The 19935-nt window shown below is 35.9% G+C and carries 17 protein-coding genes; 16 read left to right on the top strand and 1 reads right to left on the bottom strand.

The window, feature by feature from the left end; genetic code table 11:
• Nucleotides 1-63 precede the first annotated feature (63 nt).
• From iolB to fba, 9 genes are all read left to right on the top strand, one after another.
• A complete protein-coding gene (gene iolB / locus NST60_RS03580; RefSeq protein WP_341098185.1) occupies nucleotides 64-879 on the top strand; it encodes a 5-deoxy-glucuronate isomerase in 816 nt (271 codons plus the stop codon).
• A gap of 20 nt (nucleotides 880-899) precedes the next feature.
• The gene (gene iolC / locus NST60_RS03575) at nucleotides 900-1889 is read left to right on the top strand and encodes a 5-dehydro-2-deoxygluconokinase (protein ID WP_341098184.1); all 990 of its coding nucleotides are present in this window, start codon (nucleotides 900-902) and stop codon (nucleotides 1887-1889) included.
• Nucleotides 1890-1905: 16 nt separating this feature from the next.
• Nucleotides 1906-3816: a 3D-(3,5/4)-trihydroxycyclohexane-1,2-dione acylhydrolase (decyclizing) gene (gene iolD, locus NST60_RS03570; protein WP_341098183.1), complete on the top strand. Its 1911-nt coding sequence runs from the start codon at nucleotides 1906-1908 to the stop codon at nucleotides 3814-3816.
• Between the two features lie 14 nt (nucleotides 3817-3830).
• Complete coding sequence (gene iolE, locus NST60_RS03565; RefSeq protein WP_341098181.1) at nucleotides 3831-4727, top strand: myo-inosose-2 dehydratase; 897 nt, start codon at nucleotides 3831-3833, stop codon at nucleotides 4725-4727.
• 14 nt (nucleotides 4728-4741) lie between these two features.
• Complete coding sequence (locus NST60_RS03560) at nucleotides 4742-6163, top strand: sugar porter family MFS transporter (RefSeq protein ID WP_445304387.1); 1422 nt, start codon at nucleotides 4742-4744, stop codon at nucleotides 6161-6163.
• Between the two features lie 63 nt (nucleotides 6164-6226).
• Nucleotides 6227-7264, top strand: a complete 1038-nt coding sequence (locus tag NST60_RS03555) for a Gfo/Idh/MocA family protein (protein WP_341098179.1) — start codon at nucleotides 6227-6229, stop codon at nucleotides 7262-7264.
• 114 nt (nucleotides 7265-7378) lie between these two features.
• Nucleotides 7379-8242 carry a sugar phosphate isomerase/epimerase family protein gene (locus NST60_RS03550; protein ID WP_212119386.1) on the top strand — a complete coding sequence of 288 codons (864 nt, stop codon included), beginning with the start codon at nucleotides 7379-7381 and terminating at the stop codon, nucleotides 8240-8242.
• A gap of 20 nt (nucleotides 8243-8262) precedes the next feature.
• Nucleotides 8263-9111: a sugar phosphate isomerase/epimerase family protein gene (locus NST60_RS03545; protein ID WP_341098177.1), complete on the top strand. Its 849-nt coding sequence runs from the start codon at nucleotides 8263-8265 to the stop codon at nucleotides 9109-9111.
• Nucleotides 9112-9249: 138 nt separating this feature from the next.
• Entirely contained in the window at nucleotides 9250-10119 is an 870-nt protein-coding gene (fba, locus tag NST60_RS03540) for a class II fructose-1,6-bisphosphate aldolase (RefSeq protein ID WP_341098176.1), read from the top strand.
• A 410-nt stretch (nucleotides 10120-10529) separates the two neighbouring features.
• On the opposite strand, the gene NST60_RS03535 is transcribed toward fba, so the two are convergent.
• A complete protein-coding gene (locus NST60_RS03535) occupies nucleotides 10530-10919 on the bottom strand; it encodes a tautomerase family protein (RefSeq protein ID WP_341098174.1) in 390 nt (129 codons plus the stop codon).
• Nucleotides 10920-11491: 572 nt separating this feature from the next.
• Between NST60_RS03535 and NST60_RS03530 the strand changes: the two genes are divergently transcribed.
• From NST60_RS03530 to NST60_RS03500, 7 genes are all read left to right on the top strand, one after another.
• The gene (locus tag NST60_RS03530; protein WP_224428314.1) at nucleotides 11492-12370 is read left to right on the top strand and encodes an AraC family transcriptional regulator; all 879 of its coding nucleotides are present in this window, start codon (nucleotides 11492-11494) and stop codon (nucleotides 12368-12370) included.
• Between the two features lie 690 nt (nucleotides 12371-13060).
• Entirely contained in the window at nucleotides 13061-14521 is a 1461-nt protein-coding gene (locus tag NST60_RS03525; RefSeq protein ID WP_341098173.1) for an IS1182 family transposase, read from the top strand.
• 166 nt (nucleotides 14522-14687) lie between these two features.
• Nucleotides 14688-15482, top strand: a complete 795-nt coding sequence (locus NST60_RS03520; protein ID WP_341098171.1) for a carbohydrate ABC transporter permease — start codon at nucleotides 14688-14690, stop codon at nucleotides 15480-15482.
• Between the two features lie 19 nt (nucleotides 15483-15501).
• Nucleotides 15502-16356 carry a carbohydrate ABC transporter permease gene (locus NST60_RS03515; protein ID WP_169188249.1) on the top strand — a complete coding sequence of 285 codons (855 nt, stop codon included), beginning with the start codon at nucleotides 15502-15504 and terminating at the stop codon, nucleotides 16354-16356.
• A gap of 28 nt (nucleotides 16357-16384) precedes the next feature.
• The gene (locus tag NST60_RS03510; RefSeq protein ID WP_016204063.1) at nucleotides 16385-17752 is read left to right on the top strand and encodes an extracellular solute-binding protein; all 1368 of its coding nucleotides are present in this window, start codon (nucleotides 16385-16387) and stop codon (nucleotides 17750-17752) included.
• Between the two features lie 128 nt (nucleotides 17753-17880).
• Nucleotides 17881-18918 (top strand): Gfo/Idh/MocA family protein, encoded by a 1038-nt coding sequence (locus NST60_RS03505; RefSeq protein WP_341098170.1) that lies wholly within the window; start codon nucleotides 17881-17883, stop codon nucleotides 18916-18918.
• A gap of 213 nt (nucleotides 18919-19131) precedes the next feature.
• Nucleotides 19132-19890 (top strand): sugar phosphate isomerase/epimerase family protein, encoded by a 759-nt coding sequence (locus tag NST60_RS03500; protein WP_341098168.1) that lies wholly within the window; start codon nucleotides 19132-19134, stop codon nucleotides 19888-19890.
• Nucleotides 19891-19935: the final 45 nt, after the last annotated feature.

The following is a 19935-nucleotide window of genomic DNA, read 5'->3' as shown; positions in this document are numbered from 1 at the left end:
AGTAGAGTGTAAAGGGCTGATCAAGCCCTTTACAAAAAATAAAAAATAGGAGGTTAATAGAAATTGAGTAGGTTACTTCGAAAATATCAGCATAACGAAGAAATAAATGGTGTAAAAACAATTCATGAGATTTTAAAAGAAAATGCCCCTTTAACATATGTAGAATTTAAATTATTAGAGTTTACCTCTGGTGCTATATATGCTGAAACTCTTCAAGATAAAGAATGTTGCATAGTAGTAGTTACTGGGAAAGTGACAGTTACAGATGGGAAGTCTGTCTTTGAAAACATTGGAACAAGAGAAAATGTTTTTGAAAGAATTCCAACAGATAGTGTATACGTATCAAATGACAAAACTTATGAAATTGTAGCAAAGAATAAAGCGGTAATTGCGCTTTGTTACTCTCCATCATTTAAATCACTGCCAACAAGATTGCTTAAAGCAGAAAAAATTGGTGTAGAAGAGCGTGGTAAATTTAATAATAAACGTCTTGTACATAATATATTGCCAGATTCTGATCCGACAGCTAATAGTTTATTAGTAGTGGAAGTATTTACGGAAACTGCCAATTGGTCTAGTTACCCTCCACATAAACATGACGTGGATAATTTGCCAGAGGAGTCTTTTTTAGAAGAAACCTATTATCACGAAATCGATCCAAGACAAGGCTTTGTTTTTCAAAGAGTATATACAGATGATCGTACTTTGGATGAAACAATGGCAGTGGAAAATGGGGATGTTGTTATTGTCCCAAAAGGTTATCATCCAGTAGGGGTTCCAGACGGCTATGCATCTTATTATCTAAATGTTATGGCAGGACCGAAGAGAATTTGGAAGTTTAATAATGATAAAGATCATGAATGGATTATTCATCGCTAATAAGAGAAGGGGTGCCTGAAATGAGTTACTCATTTAATGACAAGAAAGAATTTGATATTATCGCAATCGGCAGAGCATGCATCGATTTAAATGCAGTAGAGTATAATCGCCCAATGGAAGAAACAATGACTTTTTCCAAATATGTAGGAGGTTCTCCAGCAAATATAGCAATTGGCGGTAGTAAGTTAGGGTTGAAGGCCGGTTTTATCGGAAAATTGTCAGATGATCAGCATGGTAGATTTATTAAAGGATACATGCAAGGTGTCGGTATTGATGTATCTAATATGGTATTTGATAAAGAGGGGCATAAAACAGGTCTAGCTTTTACGGAAATTTTGAGTCCTGAGGAATGTAGTATTTTAATGTATAGAGATGATGTTGCTGATTTATACTTAACTCCGTCTGAAGTAGACGAGGAATATATCCAAAAAGCAAAGGTACTACTTGTCTCTGGAACTGCTTTAGCAAAAAGTCCTTCAAGAGAAGCGGTTATTAAAGCGGTGAATCTAGCAAGAAAGAATAACGTAAAAGTAGTATTTGAATTGGATTACCGTCCATACACATGGCAATCTCCAGAAGAAACAGCAGTCTATTATTCTTTCATTGCGGAACAATCAGATATCGTAATCGGAACAAGAGACGAATATGACGTAATGGAAAATAAGGTGGATGGCAAGAATGATGAAACTGTTCAATATCTATTCAGTCATCAAGCGGATTTAGTAGTTATTAAACATGGTGTTCAAGGCTCTTATGCTTATACAAAATCAGGTGAATTGTACCGGGCTCGAGCATATAAAACAAATGTGCTTAAAACATTTGGTGCTGGAGATTCGTATGCATCTGCTTTCCTGTATGCATTGATTTCTGGAAAAGATATCGAAACAGCGCTTAAATATGGAAGTGCCTCTGCATCTATTGTAGTAAGTAAACACAGCTCTTCTGAAGCGATGCCAAAAGTAGAAGAAATTGAGGCGTTAATTAAGAAAAACGAAAAAATTGAAGTTTAAGCAAGGAGAGAGTTAAATGGAGACAATTCGATTAACAACTGCGCAAGCGCTCATAAAGTTTTTAAATCAACAATATCTTCATGTGGATGGAAAGGAATTCCCCTTTGTTGAAGGGATATTTAATATCTTTGGTCATGGAAATGTTTTGGGAATTGGAGAAGCACTAGAACAGGATCCTGGTCATCTGAAGATATACCAGGGGAAAAATGAACAAGGTATGGCACATGCAGCTATTGCTTATAGTAAACAAATGCTTCGCCAGAAAATTTATGCGGTAACCACTTCATCGGGTCCAGGATCTGCCAATGTAGTTACAGCTGCTGCAACAGCATTTGCTAATAATATTCCTATTTTACTTCTTCCAGCTGATACTTTTGCAACTAGACAACCAGATCCAGTGTTACAGCAATTGGAGCATGATCATAGTCTTGCGATAACAACGAATGATGCTTTTATGTCTGTATCTCGTTTCTGGGACCGCGTTACAAGACCGGAACAATTAATGTCTAGCCTTATACGTGCCTTCGAAGTGATGACCAATCCAGCAACTGCTGGTCCAGCAACAGTATGTATCTCTCAGGATGTGGAGGGAGAAGCTTTCGACTATGATGTGAAATTTTTTGAAAAAAGAGTTCACTATATTGATAGAAAGCCAGCAAGTGATAGAGCACTAAAGGGTGCTGCCGAGCTTATTAAAGAAAGTAAAAGACCGTTAATCCTTGTTGGTGGGGGAGCGAAATATTCTGAAGCAAGGGATATTTTAATAAAGTTATCAGAAACCTACCAAATTCCTTTAGTGGAAACACAGGCAGGAAAATCAGCTGTGGAAAGCGACTTTGTAAATAATTTAGGTGGGATGGGCATAACCGGAACACTTGCAGCTAATAAAGCGGCGTATGACGCAGATCTTATTATAGGAATTGGTACAAGATATACTGATTTTGCCACATCATCAAAAACTGCTTTTCATTTTGATAAAACAAAATTTTTGAATATAAATGTTAGTCGTATGCAAGCATATAAGTTTGATGCTTTTCAGGTGGTTGCGGATGCCAAAAAGGCATTAGAGCAGTTATTCCCACTATTAGAAGGTTATCGATCCTCTTATGGTAACGATATACGTATTTTAAAAGAAGAATGGCTACGGGAAAGAGATCGTTTAGCTCAGGTAACATTTACTCGTGAAAACTTTGATCCGGAAGTAAAGGGACATTTTTCACAAGAAATATTAAATGAATACGCAGATACTTTGCAAACAGAATTAGCACAAACAACGGCCTTACTTGCTATCAATGAAACAATTTCACCAGATAGTACGATTATTTGTTCAGCTGGTTCTTTACCAGGAGATTTGCAAAGATTATGGCATTCTTCTGTTCCAAATACCTATCACCTTGAGTATGGGTATTCCTGTATGGGATATGAGATAGCTGGTGCCTTAGGAATTAAATTGGCAGAACCAGAGAAAGAAGTATATTCGATTGTTGGTGATGGCAGCTTCTTAATGCTTCATACAGAATTAGTCACAAGTTTACAATATGGTAAAAAAATAAATATATTATTATTTGATAACTCTGGTTATGGATGTATTAACAATCTACAGATGGATCATGGTAATGGGAGTTTCTTCTGTGAATTAAGAGATTACAATCAAAATATCATGAATATCGACTATGCAAAGGTTGCAGAAGGCTATGGAGCTAAGGTGTATAAAGCCAATACAATAGAGGAATTAACCGCAGCTTTAGAAGATTCTAAAAAGCAAAATATTTCTACTTTAATTGAAATGAAAGTGCTACCAAAAACAATGACAGATGGCTATGAAAGCTGGTGGAATGTTGGGGTGGCTGAAGTTTCCGAAAGTGAGAGTGTAAGAAAAGCAAACGAACAGAGACAAAAAAAACTACAGCAAGCTAAACAATATTAAAAGGGGAAAAGAACATGACAGAGGGGATCACATGGGGAATTGCTCCAATAGGCTGGCGAAATGATGATATACCAGAAATTGGAGCAGAGAATACTCTATCACATTTGTTAAGCGATATTGTTGTTGCAGGCTTTCAAGGAACAGAGGCTGGTGGATTTTTTCCAGATACGAAAATATTAAAAAAAGAATTGGAGCTCCGAAAGTTAAGAATAGCTGGTAAGTGGTTTAGTAGTTTTCTTATACGAGACGGGGTACAATCCGTATCAAAACAATTTCATGAGCATTGTGCTTTTTTAAAGGAGGTGAATGCCTCTGTCGCTGTAGTTTCCGAACAAACCTATAGTATTCAAGGAACAGCAAAAAATGTTTTTGGGGAGAAACCTTTTTTCACAAATGAAGAGTGGAAGGTATTCACACAAGGATTAAACGAGCTTGGGAAAATCGCTACTGATTATGATCTTCATCTTGTTTATCATCATCATATGGGAACAGGAGTACAAACTTTAGAGGAAATTGACCGATTAATGGCTTTGACAGATTCATCTTATGTTCATCTATTGTATGACACGGGACATATTTTTGTATCAGATAATGACTATATGACTCTATTGAAAAAACACCGCAATCGCATCAAACATGTACATTTTAAAGATGTACGGTTAACAACACTGAAAAATTGTAAAAATAATCATTTATCATTTTTGCAATCTTTTCTAAAAGGAATGTTTACTGTACCTGGAGATGGGTGTATTGATTTTAAGGAAGTATATAAATATTTGATAGAAACAAATTATAATGGTTGGATAATAATTGAGGCTGAACAAGATCCGGCCATTGCACATCCTTTAGAATACGCTCTTATTGCTAGAAAGTATATTGATGAAAACTTATTTAAAAAAAATCATATATAAAGGGGATTAAGAGTATGGGGATAAAACAAGGGGTTAAAGGTGGCGAATCTCACAGGAAATCCTTAATGTTGATTACTTTAATCTCAACATTTGGTGGGTTATTATTTGGATATGATACAGGTGTAATAAATGGTGCATTACCATTTATGTCTGGTGAAAATCAGCTTAATTTAACACCTGTAACGGAAGGGTTAGTTACGAGTTCCTTATTATTTGGAGCTGCATTCGGAGCAGTATTTGTTGGTAGATTGGCAGACTTATATGGACGTAGAAAAAGTATTTTATACTTAGCTTTAATATTTTTTGTTGCTACTCTCGGCTGTACGTTAGCACCGAATGTGTTACTAATGGTAATTTTTCGGTTCTTACTAGGTTTGGCAGTAGGTGGAGCTTCTGTAACGGTACCAACTTTCCTAGCTGAAATGTCTCCTGCTGAACGAAGGGGAAGGATGGTAACGCAGAATGAATTGATGATTGTAACTGGTCAATTACTTGCATTTACGATTAACGCAATCATAGGAAATGTATTTGGTGATGCAACACATGTGTGGAGATATATGTTAGTAGTTGCTGCGGTTCCAGCAGTATTCTTATTCTTTGGAATGCTTCGAGTACCTGAAAGTCCACGTTGGTTAGCTTCAAAGGGGCGTAAAGAAGAAGCGTTACAAATATTAGAAAAGGTAAGAGATAAAAAGCAAGCAAAAGTAGAGCTGCAAGAAATTGAAAACGCTATATCTAAAGAAGAGAAGACGGAAAAAGCAACTTATAAAGATCTTACTACTCCTTGGATTAGAAGAATCGTCTTTATCGGTTTAGGAATAGCAATTGTTCAACAGATTACAGGTGTTAACTCCATTATGTATTACGGAACGGAAATTTTGAGAGATTCTGGTTTTGGAACGGAAGCAGCACTAATCGGTAATATAGCAAATGGAGTCATTTCTGTTCTTGCTACGTTTGTGGGAATATGGCTTTTGGGTAAAGTGGGTAGACGACCAATGTTATTAACAGGGCAAATTGGTACCACAATTTCCTTACTGTTAATCGGAATCTTTTCTTTAGTACTAGAGGGGCAGCCATCCCTACCATATGTAGTGCTATCTTTAACAGTAACATTTCTAGCATTTCAGCAAGGTGCTATTTCTCCTGTAACATGGTTAATGTTATCTGAAATTTTCCCGCAAAGGGTAAGAGGCCTTGGGATGGGGGTAACTGTATTTTGTTTATGGATTACTAATTTCCTAATAGGATTCTCCTTCCCGATTTTGATGGCTAATATCGGATTATCTACAACATTCTTCGTTTTTGTTGTATTAGGAGTTTTTGCAATAGCATTTGTTAAGAAATATTTACCAGAAACGAAAGGTCGCTCCTTAGAAGAATTAGAAGAATATTTCCGAAATCAAGACAAGGAAATGGTTAAATTTGCCAAGTGATAATTTAATAATATATAATTGAAAGCGTATACCTAAATTTAAATGAAAAGGAGTTAAAATAAAATGACAATGAAAATTGGTGTAATTGGAACTGGTGCCATTGGAAGAGAACATATTAAGAGAATCACAAATAAGCTATCAGGAGGAGAAATTGTAGCAGTTACTGACGTTAATCAGGAATCTGCTAGAACGGCAGTGGAACAATTTAATTTAAATGCTGTTGTATTTCCAGATGATAAAACGTTAATTGCGGAAGGAAATGTAGATGCAGTTTTTGTGACAAGTTGGGGACCAGCTCATGAAGCGAGTGTACTGGCAGCTATCGAAGCAGGAAAATATGTCTTCTGTGAGAAACAACTTGCGACAACTGCTGATGGATGTATGCGGATTGTGGAAGCAGAAATGAAACATGGAAAGCGTTTAGTACAAGTTGGATTTATGCGCAGATATGATAGTGGGTATGTTCAATTAAAAGAGTTAATTGAGAATAATTTTATTGGAAATCCATTAATGGTTCATTGTGCTCATCGAAATCCAGAAGTTGATACAACTTATTCTACTGATATGGCAATCAGTGATACATTAATTCACGAAATTGATGTTCTTCATTGGTTAGTAAATGATGATTATAAATCCGTACAAGTACTGTTCCCTAAAAAAACGCGTTATGCCCATGAGAATTTAAGGGATCCTCAAATAGTTATTTTAGAAACAAAATCAGGGGTTGTTATTAATGCTGAAATATCAGTTAACTGTAAATATGGCTATGATATTCAGTGTGAGGTTGTAGGAGAGGAAGGTATCGTAAAATTACCTGAGGTTGCAACGGCTCCATTCCGAAAAAATGCTACATTAGGATCTCAAATCTTGATGGATTGGAAGAAACGTTTTGTTGATGCCTATGATGTAGAATTACAGCATTTTATGGACTCTATTAAAGAAACGGGTGAGCCTAATGGTCCAACAGCATGGGATGGTTATATCGCCCAAGTTACAGCAGATGCTTGTATTAAAGCACAAAATTCTGGACTGAAGGAAGACGTAATATTAAAAGAACAACCAGACTTCTATAAAAATAATTTAAAGGCTGCGAATGTTTAATAGATTCATAGAAAGGTATTGTTGATTTTTCCTGGTAGTCTGCAGTTTATCCACTTTCATTAAAATTGTGGACTGCCAAAACTTTATATTTTTAATAGGAAAGAGGAATGAATAATGCGCTTAGCTTATGATCCATCCCACTATAGAGATAATACAGGTTTAAAGGAAACCATTGATAATGTTGCAAGACTGGGATATGAATATGTTGAACTTTCACCTCGTAAAGATTTTATTTGGTTTTATGAGTATCCAAAGGTAGATAAACAATTAATCAAAGACTTAAAGAGATACTGTTCTGATGCAGGAGTAAAAATTTCTTCTGTGTTACCTGTCCAACAATGGTCTTCTCCAGATGAATTAGAAAGACAATCAGCTGTTCGTAACTGGAAACGATGTATAGAGATTACCTCTGAATTAGGGGTGGACCTGATGAACTCTGAGTTTGCAGGTGACAAGAGTCGTCCAACAGAGAGTGAAGCTTCCTTTATTCGCTCAATGGATGAATTAATGCCTATTTTCGAAAAAGAAGGAATAAAGCTGAATCTACAATCTCACCCAAATGATTTTATCGAGCTTAATATAGAAGCTGTTCGCATGATCCGGGCTTTAGATAAGGATTGGATTAAACTCGTATATTCTGTTGCTCATGCTTTCTTCTATGATGATGGAAAGGGAGATATTGCTCAACAATTAGATGAAGCAAAAGACTTACTTGCTCACGTATTAATTGCGGATACAATGAACCATAAAGCAGCTTTTGGTTTACGCTATATCGTGAATCCTCCAAATGCCAATGTAACGATTCACCAACATTTAAATCCTGGTGAAGGAGAAATTGACTTTGAAACACTTTATCGTAAGTTAAGAGAATTTAAATTCGATGGTATTGTAACAAACTCTGTATTTGCTTATCCAGACAAACCAGACTGGTCAAACGAAGTAACCTTAAAGTCTATTAAGGAAGGGTTAAACATTTAATAGAAAGGGGAAGCATACAGATGAAAATTGCAATGAATCAAGGGACAACACTAGAAAATTCAACGTTAGAATTAGATCTTCACTTACTTGAAAAATATGGTTATGACTTTATTGAAATCCGCTCGATTGATAAGTTGAAGGAGTATTTAGAGACGCATTTTATTAATGAGCTAGTAGAGTTTTTTCAAACTCATCACCTAAAGCCACTATCTTTAAATGCTCTTGTTTACTTTAACAACCGCACAGAGGAAGAGTATAAGACCTTATTGGAAGAGTATAAAGAAATGCTTGAATACGCGAAAATATTAAATATCGATAGAATAGTAGTCGTTCCTTTGGTCTCTGAAAAGAAAATTTTGCGGTCGATCATTAAACAAAGCTGTGTAGAGGTATTAACAGAATTATCGGATCTAGCAAAACCTTATGGAGTAAAACTCGCACTTGAATTTATTGGTCATCCCCATGCAACAGTTAATACGCTTAGCTTTGCGAATGAGATTGTAGCAGAAGTAGATCGTGAAAACGTCGGAATTGTCTTCGATACATATCAGTATTATGCAATGAACTCCACATTAGAAGATCTGAAAAATACTGATTTTTCAAAAGTCTTCTTGTTTCATATCAATGACGTGGAAGATTATATGCCGGGTATCATGCTAGATGAAGACCGGGTTTATCCTGGCGATGGTGTAATCGATTTAGATAGTATTCTTACAATTATAAAAGAAAAAGGATTTTCAGATCATGCATCTATTGAAGTGTTTAGACCTGAGTATTATCAACTTGATGCAGAAGAAGTGGTCAAAGCAGCTAAAGAAAAAACACTTAAAGTGTTAGCACCACATTTTTTAACGGAAGAAGTAAAGTGAGAAAGTAAATGAGAGGCGGAGTTTGAAAAAAACTTACCTCTCTCTATTGACTCTTTTAGTGATAAGTAGATAGTCTGCTTAATATTCAGAATATGCAGATAAATTTTGACTTTTAGGTAAAATAGGAGGTGCATTTTCGTGACAATTGTTTCCATGCAGGATATGTTGCAAAGAGCAAAGCGAGGTAAATATGCAGTTGGTCAATATAATATGAATAACTTTCAATGGGTGCAAGCGATTCTCCAAGCTGCTGAAGAAGAAAAGGCACCTGTCATTGTAGCTGCTTCTGATCGATTAGTGGATTATTTAGGAGGATTTAAAACGATTGTAGTCGGAGTTAAGCAGCTTGTGAAAGAACTAAATATTACTGTACCGGTGGCTCTACATCTTGATCATGGAATGAGCGTAGTTAGATGTAAAATGGCAATTGATGCCGGGTTTAGTTCGGTAATGATAGATGGTTCTCATTATTCAATTGAAGAAAATATCATGATGACAAAAGAAGTGGTAGAGTATGCAAAACCAAAAGGCGTATCAGTAGAAGCCGAAGTCGGAACCGTTGGAGGAATGGAAGATGGATTGATTGGAGGGATCCAATACGCAGATCCACTAGAATGTGTGCGTCTAGTGAATGAGGCGGGCATAGATGCACTGGCTGCTGCATTAGGATCTGTTCACGGTCCATATCAAGGAGAACCGGTTTTAGGATTTGCTGAAATGAAACAAATTGCAGATCTTACAGGAGTACCATTAGTCCTTCATGGAGGTTCTGGGATACCTGACCATCAAATAAAAAAAGCAATTGAATTAGGGCATGCAAAGATAAATGTAAATACGGAATGTTTGCAGGCATGGGCGAAAGCCGTACGCCAAGTTTTAGTAGAAAATCCTGATGTGTATGATGCTCGGTTTATTCTTACACCAGGAATGGAAGCTGTAAAAGAAACGGTAAGAAATAAAATAAGAGAGTTTGGAACTAGTCAGCAGGCATTAGTTTATAGCGAGTAAGAAATTACAGGTACCTTTGGGATAAGGTGCCTTTTTGTCGAAAAAAGTTAAAAAGAACAGACTGGGACAAAACAAAATATATAATAGATAAAGACGAACAATCTCTCCTTTAGTAGCGAAACCAACTCGTTTCATCCTTTTTTTAAAAGAAAATATAATGAGTAGGAAATACGAAGCAGACTGAATACACGTAGACTACTATGGAGCTGTGAGAAAGTCCAAGACCCTGCAGGAACGAGGGCTCGCCCATGGAAAAAGCGAAGTGTGTGCTGGCTGCGGGTGATCACCACAAACCTTCTTTCTTAAAATGAATAAAACCCCAAATAATTATACGAACTTTTCTTAGCATGTACGTATAATCGTTCGGGGGTATTTGGTTGAAAATACTTATGTCCCAGCTTCTCTTGAAATTATAGTTTTCCAGTTAAAAATTGCGCCTCACCAAATCCAAAGCTCCAGTCATCGTCTCCATTAATAACGATAGAAACCATCACATCATTTGGTGCAATTCCGCATCTAGCTTCTAATTCTTCTGTTAGTTCTTGATAAAATTTTTGTTTGTGTTCTTGTTTTCTTTCTCTGCTTGTAATAGTAAAAATAATGACATTTTCTGAACGTTCAAATCCTAAACCGGTATCTTGAATGATCATTTCAAATGGTTTATGTTGGGAAACAATCTGATAACGGTCTCTTTCCGGTACATGAAAGTTACGGACCATTACGTCATGGGTTACATCAAGAATTTGTTTTATTTCGTTTTCTGTTCGGCCTTCCATCATATCTAGTTTTATTAATGGCATGGTTTCACTCTCCTGTGTTTTAAAAATCAGAGTAACTTTTGATTATGTTTTGATTATTTCAATGTAATGTCTTGGTTCTTGTAATATACTTTATCATAAGTTATCCTTTGTGTCATCAATAATGTTTTATTTGAAAAAGATAGATTGTAAGTATATTTTTTTACTAATACTTATATAAAAAAATAGAAAACTGTTCTTTCTCATTTAGTTAACCTCTTGTGGAAATCGGTTTCTGGTAAAGTAATGGATACATGTTGGTTTTGTTTTATACCAATAGGCATAGAAAGTATGTTTTAAACTTACTGATGTTACTTAATAATTTTTTATTTACCCTCACTCATTAGCTCTTAAAGGAAAAAAATAAAACAGCATTAAAATTACTAGGACAGGAGGAATAATAAATTTTTCATCATTATTTTTGTAATTTTAAAAGGTTACTATCATAAGAATAGAGAATAAATAAGAGAAAAAATCAAAAGGTGAAATAATTTATAGACAAGGGTATGTCTTTAGTTATTAGCAAGTTTTATTTTGACCATTTATGAAACCGCTTTAAAAAGGGGGAGTTAGAGATGACGGAAAAAATAATCGCTGCTTATCGTTTAATGGATAAGGTGGAGAGCTATGAAGATTTTAGTTACCACTCTCATGATAGGTATGAAATATACTACTTTCATGGCGGGGAATGTAAATATTTAATTGGAGACCGTATTTATCGTTTACAAGAAGATGATTTAATTATTATGAATGGATTAACGTTGCATCGCGCTTATCCTGAACCAGGAATTCCTTATGAGCGAAGTGTTATTGAGTTCTCTTCTGAATGGTTGCGACCGATTTTGAATAATTTAAATGTTCCAGAATTGTTATCTCCTTTTAACCAATTAAGCAATACTTTATTTCATATAAAGGATAAAGAAAAATCGGCTGAAGTAAAAGCGTTAATAAAGAAAATGGCGGAGAAATTGAAAAGCTCTAAGCAAGAAAATATAGTCGAAAATCGATTTCAAATTGGCGAATTAACAAGTATGCTAATGCAGCTTTTATTTAAGGTTTTTGAGTTGAGTAAACAACAGCTTGAAAATAATTCCCTTGCTGAATCTGATAAAAATATTCATGTCAAAAAAATGATTGAATGGATTGATACACATTTCTGTGAGCCAATCACATTGGATGATATTGCTCATCATTTAAATATTAGCAAGTATTATATGTCGAGAATTTTTAAAGATGTAACAGGATATACAATTATGCAATATATCATGAGCTGTCGAATAAACCGTGCCAAATATTTACTGGAGATCCATCTAGACAAATCGATTCTTGAAGTATCTCTCGAATCAGGATTTGAAGATTCCTCACATTTCAGTCGTTTTTTTCGAAAACAAATGAAACTAACTCCTACAGAATATCGTAATAGCACAGCAATTCGTATGAAAAACACGAATTAAGCTAATTCTCCCACAATGTCTCTACATAATATGATTATTTAAAAGAGCAATAAAAAACAATTTCTTCTTCAGATTACACAATTATATCCACGTTAAAAATAGATAACTTTCATACAATGGAATCAGAAGGGAACATAACCATTATACTTCGTTAGGGAATATAATTAGTTTGTTTATAGAATGGGTGAACGAGATAAATAGGTAATTATCTCGTGAATATTTCTATAAAATTGAAAGCGTTGTCATAATTAGGAAAAGTAAAAATGAATCCATTAGGGAAAGGAGAATTTATGGAAAACAATCATGTTTCGACGACGGAAGCAAGTGTGAAAACCAGTGTTTACATGGAGTCAACTAGGAAGAAAAAGAAAAAAAGAACCACACAATGGACGAGGGCACTGAAAAAGTCCTCATAGGGATTTCATAGCGGGTAGATGAACGATTTGTCGTTCATCTACCCGTTTTTTTGGAATCCGTTGATTTCCGTTCCAGGCGGACGCTTTCCGCGGGCGAGGCCAATCCTCCTCGTCGCTGCGCTCCTGCGGGGTATCGGCTGTCTCGCTTTTCCCGCAGGAGTCGCCACCTTCCACTCCAATCAACTAGTGTTATTACCACGGAAAACCTATCTTTTCTCTAAAAAACGCCATTTTTCCTGTATACTAAAATAAATAAATACAGGTGGTGCTCCTCATGATTTCAAACCAAGAAACACTCAATTTAAGTCCATACATGGAGATTTATGACATCGTCGTGCCAAAAGATAACATGCTTCGTCAGATTAATGAACTGGTCGATTTTTCCTTTATTCTAGATGAGTTAAAAACAAAATACTGTTTAGATAATGGTCGAAATGCGATTCCGCCTATCCGTATGTTCAAGTATTTATTATTAAAGGCGATTCATGATGTATCGGACATTGATTTAGTAGAGCGTTCTAGATACGATATGTCCTTTAAATATTTCTTAGATATGGCGCCAGAAGATGACGTCATCGATCCAAGTTCACTGACAAAATTCCGTCGACTGCGTCTAAAAGATGTCGGTTTATTAGATATGTTAATTGGGAAAACCGTTGAAATCGCACTGGAAAAGAACATCATTAAAAGTAGCACAATTATTGTGGATGCCACGCATTCAAAAGCACGTTACAATCAAAAGTCACCAAAAGAGTTTTTACAAGAGAAATCCAAAAATGTTCGAAAAGCAATCTATAAAATTGATGAATCGATGAAAGAAAAGTTTCCTGCAAAAAATACTACTAATGATGTAAAAGATGAAGTAACTTACTGTGAAAAATTAATGGAAGTGATTGAAAAGGAACCAAAAATCGCACAAGTACCCGCTGTCAAAGAACGCTTAAATATGTTAAAGGAAGTTGTCGAGGATTACCAAGTGCACCTTTCCTATTCGTCAGATGCCGATGCACGAAAAGGTCATAAATCAGCTGACTCTTCTTTCTTTGGCTATAAAACACATATTGCGTTAAGTGATGAACGAATTATTACAGCCGCAGTCATCACGACAGGTGAAAAAAGTGATGGGAAGTACTTACAAGAATTGATCGAAAAAAGTAAACAAACAGGTATGGAAGTAAACACGGTAATTGGAGATACAGCTTATTCAGAGAAAGCGAATATTGACTATACGAAAAAAGAAAAAATTGCACTTGTTTCAAAGTTAAATCCAGCTATATCAGAAGGTAACCGAAAAGAAGAAGATACATTTGAATACAACAAAGATGCCGGACGATTTGTTTGTAAAGCAGGACATTTAGCAGTACGAAAAGCACGAACTGGTAAAAAGGGACAAACTAAAAACCAAGTAGAAACACATTATTTTGATATTGAAAAATGCAAGGTATGTCCATTACGGGATGGATGTTACAAGGAAGGTGCGAAAAGTAAAACCTATTCGGTAAGCTTAAAATCCGAAACACACGCAGAACAATTGGCCTTTCAACAAACGGATAAATTTATCCAGTTAGCGAAGGAGCGCTATAAAGTGGAAGCAAAAAATAGTGAGTTAAAAAATGGACACGGGTACGATACGGCATCGTCTACGGGTCTATTTGGCATGGAAATTCAAGGAGCCACAACAATATTCGCAGTGAACCTCAAGCGAATATTGACGCTATTAAACGAAAAAGAGTAAGAAATAGACAAAGAAAGAAGGCACTTTCTGTTCAAAATCGAACAGAAAGTGCCTTCTTTTTATTCTGAAAAACCGATACGCAATAAAAAGCGTAAGTTTTTCAGTGCCCTCACAATGGACATGGTATATTTTCTTAATTCCTAGTTTTTTAGGGATTTTGTTATTTATGGTTTATCCAGTTTTAGAATCATTTAGATTAAGCTTTTTCAAATCGAATGGTACCATTGAAACTTTTACTGGCCTAAATAATTTTCGTACTGTTTTAACATCAGGACCTTTTTGGAATGCTGTGTGGAACACTTTCTTTATCGGAATATTTCAAGTTATAATTACGATTCCATTAGGCTTCATTTTTGCTACCTTAATTAACTCTGTTGGCAAAGGGAAGAACTTCTTTAAAGTCATCTACTTCTTGCCAAATGTTACTTCCATTGTTGCTGCAGCAATGATCTTTCAATTTGTCTTACATCCGGAAATGGGAATTGTTAATTTTGCGCTAGATTCCATCGGATTGCCAACGCCAGGTTGGTTTTCTGAACCTAGCACTTCTAAATGGGGAGTTATCTTGCTGGCTGTTTGGCATTGGATTGGTTTTGTTATCATTATATGTCTTGCTAACCTTCAAGCAATCCCATCTGAAATGTATGAAGCAGCTAAAATTGACGGAGCTAGTGGATTTCAACAATGGCTGTTTATTACGATTCCTAATATGACAGGAACCTTTGCTTTTCTACTGATTACTGGTTGGATTGGAGCCCTGCAACGTTTTAATGAGGTCTATGTAATTGGGGGGCCAAATGGAAGTCCTGCTCGTTCTATCCAAACGATGGGAGCATTTATATATGAGCGTGGCTTTACGGGGTTTGAATTTGGAATCGCGTCAGCTGCCACCTATATTATGTTTATTATTATTTTAATATTTACGTTTATCAACTTAAAAATGTCAAAAATGAAAATCTAACTTAGTGGGGAGGGAGACGATGAAAAATACGATCTCAATGAAAAAGTTGGAGAGAATGACATCCGTTATTAAATATTTTGTTTTATTCTTTTTTGGGATTGTTTTAATGGCTCCATTTGTATGGATGATTAGCGTAGGGTTTGATCGAACTGCTAATATAGTCATGCCTTTTCCACCAAGGTTAATACCAGAGGCTATTTCATCTTTTAACTATGGCATCGTTTTTGAAAATGGGAGACTTATCCAGTCTTATATAAATTCCGCCATTGTTACTGTAAGTTCTGTCTTTTTGAGTGTATCTGCTTCTTTGTTGGCGGGGTATGCATTTTCAAAAGGAAAATTCAAGGGAAAAAGAATTTTGTTTGTGATTGTCCTTTGTACATTAATGATTCCAATGGAGCCACGGTTAATTCCTTTATATACTTTTTTCAATAAACTTGGTCTATTAAATACTTTTTGGCCATTAATTCTTCCATCTATTATTAGTGGAATGCTTATTTTTCTATGTAAACAGTTTTTTGACCAGCTGCCAGATACATTAAGAGAGGCGGCACAAATCGACGGAGCTGGAGAATTCAAAATTTTCTTCCGTGTGTATTTGCCACTGGCAGGTCCAATAGCAGCGACGATGGTCATTTTGTCCTTCATATGGAGCTGGAATGATTTTATGTGGCCATTAGTTGTTATTAATGATTTAAATTTACAAACGATTCCTCTTTATTTAGCAAGTTTCTCGCTGGAAAATGGCTCTAGTCTAGGTGGTTTAACAATGGCTCTAGCAACAGTAAGTGTATTACCAATTGTCATCGTGTATTTGTTCTTGCAAAAATACATTATCCAAAGTATTGCATTAAGTGGAGTTAAAGGAGAGTAGGAGATCTAAATAAATAGGGGGTTAGAAAATGAAAAAGAGTATATTTTCTAAGACGGCTACTTTTGCCTTTGTATTAATGCTGTTAATAGGTACTGTGCTTGCAGGGTGTAGCTCGAAATCAGGGGGTTCCCAAGGTTCTGATAAAGATGGAGAATGGGCAGGGCAACAAATAACAGTCATGATGATTGGGGATTTTGCCATGGAAGACAAGACAGACCCGATTACTGGTGAGTCTGCAAAAGGAGTAAAAGTATTAAAAGAAGAATTTGAAAAGCAGCATCCTGGCGCCACTGTGAAATTTGTTCTGATGCCATGGGAAGGATACACAGAGAAAACGCAAGCAATGATCACATCAGGAGAAGCGGATGTGTATCAGATGCCAGGTGTAGCTGATTTCGCTCCTCAAGGTGTATTAGAACCATTACAGCCATGGATTGACAAAGATCCAGATTTTAATTTGGATATTTTTATCGATAATCAAATAGAAGGTTGGCAAGCTTTAGGTCCAGATAGCAAGGAGTTGGATATTTTTGGACTTCCATTTTTGGGAGATGCGCGTTTTATCAGTTATGATAAACAGCTATTTGATGAATGGGGAGTAGAATATTTATCTGAATATCCAACGATGGAGGAAGTTGCAGAAAAAGCTAAACAAATGACTGGGAAAAATCCAAAAACAGGGGAACAAAACTATGGTATTTGGTTCCGCGGGGATTGGTCTTCTGCCTTCACTTTAGTAGATCTTGCGGAAGGGCAAAACGGACAGTGGGGAACAGGATTTGCTTGGGATGAGGTCAAATTTAATTTTAATTCGAAAGAAATGTTGAATGGATTGAATTGGCTACTAGATATGCAAAGTTATGCTCCAAAAGGAATTGTGAGTAACCAAGGGAATGAAAAATGGTTAACAAAAGACAATAATATTGCGATTATGTTAAACCAAGGTCCTGGAGATACGGTGAAACCGGCTTATGCACAAGGCCTTGGAGATCGAATTGGCATTTCGCAAGAATTTAAGAATGACGATGGTCAAGGAGGCTTATTTGCTGGAAGCCCAATCACGATTGCAAAAGATAGCAAAAACAAAGAGTTGGCTTGGGAATGGCTTAAATTTGCAACAAGTGATTTTGTCCAAAAATATGTCTATGAGGAACTTGGTCTAGTGCCATCTGTGAAATCGGCAACGGAATGGGCAAGTGTGAAAGAGCAGCCATTAATGCTTCCCGTGTTTGAAGCAATGTCTACGCCGACAACACCAAGATATCCATGGGGCTCATCACAACCGCGCTATATTTTAACATCTGAAATTGAAGCGGCATTAACGGGAAAAAGAAGTGCAGAAGCAGCCCTTGAGAAAGCGCAAAAAGAAAGTACAGAGTGGGTCGAAAACCGCTAGAAGAATAGGTTTTATTTTGAATGAAATTAGGTAGTTTGGATACTTCAAACTTTTGAGATGAATGTAAATAAAGAAATTAAAGGGTATCCATTCTACCTCTTTTTTATAAAAAAAGAGGAGAGTGTCTTATGTTAAAAATAGCTGTGATTGGTCTCGGCGATATTTCCGGTATTCATCTCGCTGCTATACTAGCAAATCCAAAAGCTGAGTTAGTGGCAGTTAGTGATATCGATGAAACGCGTAGGGAGATTGTTCAGGGGGTTAATTTTTATACAGACTATCAAGAAATGCTTGAACAGGAGTCTTTGGATTGTGTACATATATGTTTGCCGCATTATCTTCATTATCCTGTAACAAAGGCTTGTGTAGAAAAAGGTATCCATGTGTTTCAAGAAAAACCATTGGCCTTAAATACAGAAGAAGGGCTTAAATTAGTGAGACTAGAAGAAGCTAACCAAAAGGTAAAAATAGGTGTATGCTTCCAAAATCGTTTGAATGAAACGGTGGAAAAACTGCAGCAAATTATCCATTCAAATGAATATGGGCAAATCGTTGGAATAAAAGGAATTGTTACTTGGGCAAGACCTAAATCCTATTATGACAAGAAACCGTGGCGAGGAAAATTAGACTTGGCTGGTGGAGGAGTAATGATTAATCAATCGATTCATACACTGGATTTAATGCAGCTTTTTGGAGGAGAAGTAGCAACGATAAGAGGTTCTGTTGATCAGCTTCTTGATTATGGGATTGAAACAGAAGATACAGCAACAGCTAAAATTGTATTTGAAAACGGAGCAAACGGCTTCTTTTTTGCAACAAATGCAAATGGAAATAACTCCAGTGTTGAACTTCAAATCATTTTTGAAAATCAAAAATTAACAATTAAGGACAATAGGTTAACGAGGCTAGATGAAAATGGCAAAAAGGTCATGATAGAAGAAGATACAAAGCTGGATGGCTCGAAATTCTATTATGGAGCGAGTCATAAAAAACTGATTGATACATTCTATACTTGCATTATAGAGAATAGCCAAGATTATATTCACGCTAAAGATGCGTTTCCTTCCTTGCAAATGATTGATGCTATTATCCAATCATCCAATGAAAAAAGGGAAATTAGAATAGATGATATTCTTATTTCAAATAGAAGTCTAGGAGATATGTAGTATGTAAGAAATAAAATAACACAAGATTGGTTATTTTATATATTTGTGCATCAGTGAACATGTAATATGTTTTTCGATTCATTGGAAGGTTAGGGAAAAGCAATAAGAGTAAAATAATTGCCAATAATGAACAAGATAAGATAATGTCTTTCCCCGTATACCGATTAATATAGAGTTATAGACTTTTATTTTTCAAAAAAAGGAGCGAGTCCGATGGAATATAAGTTTGCTGCACAATTGTTTACATTAAGAGAGGATTTAAAAAGAGGGATTGCCCCTGTATTTAAAGAGTTGAAAGAGATGGGCTGGGACGGAGTTCAATTGTCTGCATTGCCTGCTGGTTATGACCCAGTCGAGGTGGCAAAAGCTTTACAGGAAAACAATTTAGGAACGGCGGGGATACATGTCTCTATCGATCGTTTAGAAAATGATCTTAATCAGGTAATGGAGGAGGTAACGTTATATAACACAAAAGATATAGTTTGCCCCTTTTTACCAGAAGATGTAAGAAATCAAGATGGATATGAGAAGATAAAGGCGCTTTTAAATGAAGTGGCGAAGAAGGCACCAGAATTTCGCATAAGTTATCATAATCACGCATTTGAATTTGACACGGAAATAGATGGGAAATCAGCGTTGGAGTATTTGCTAGAGCCAACGTCTGAAAATAAAATTTTTGCTGAGATAGATGTGTTTTGGGTGAAAAAAGCCGGAAAAGATCCATTGCAATTTCTTAAAAGCTATGCAGAGAGAATGCCAATCATTCATTTAAAAGACATGACGAATGATGAAAGACAAACTTTTGCAGAGGTTGGTACAGGGGTAATTGATTTTGTTCCTATTCTAAATTGGTGCAGAAGCTCTGGAGTCGAATGGTATGCAGTAGAACAAGATATTTGTCCGGGGGATCCGATGGATAGTCTCCAAATAAGTTTAAAGAACCTTAACCAATTAACAAAACATTTACAGTAGTAAATATAGTAATTAGAAAATTGAAAAGTGAGGACAACTGAAGGA

This window comes from Niallia sp. FSL W8-1348 (genome assembly GCF_038006745.1).
Taxonomy (GTDB): domain Bacteria; phylum Bacillota; class Bacilli; order Bacillales; family Cytobacillaceae; genus Niallia; species Niallia alba.
Note: the sequence above shows the minus strand (reverse complement) of the source record. Positions and strands in the feature narration are given on the sequence as shown.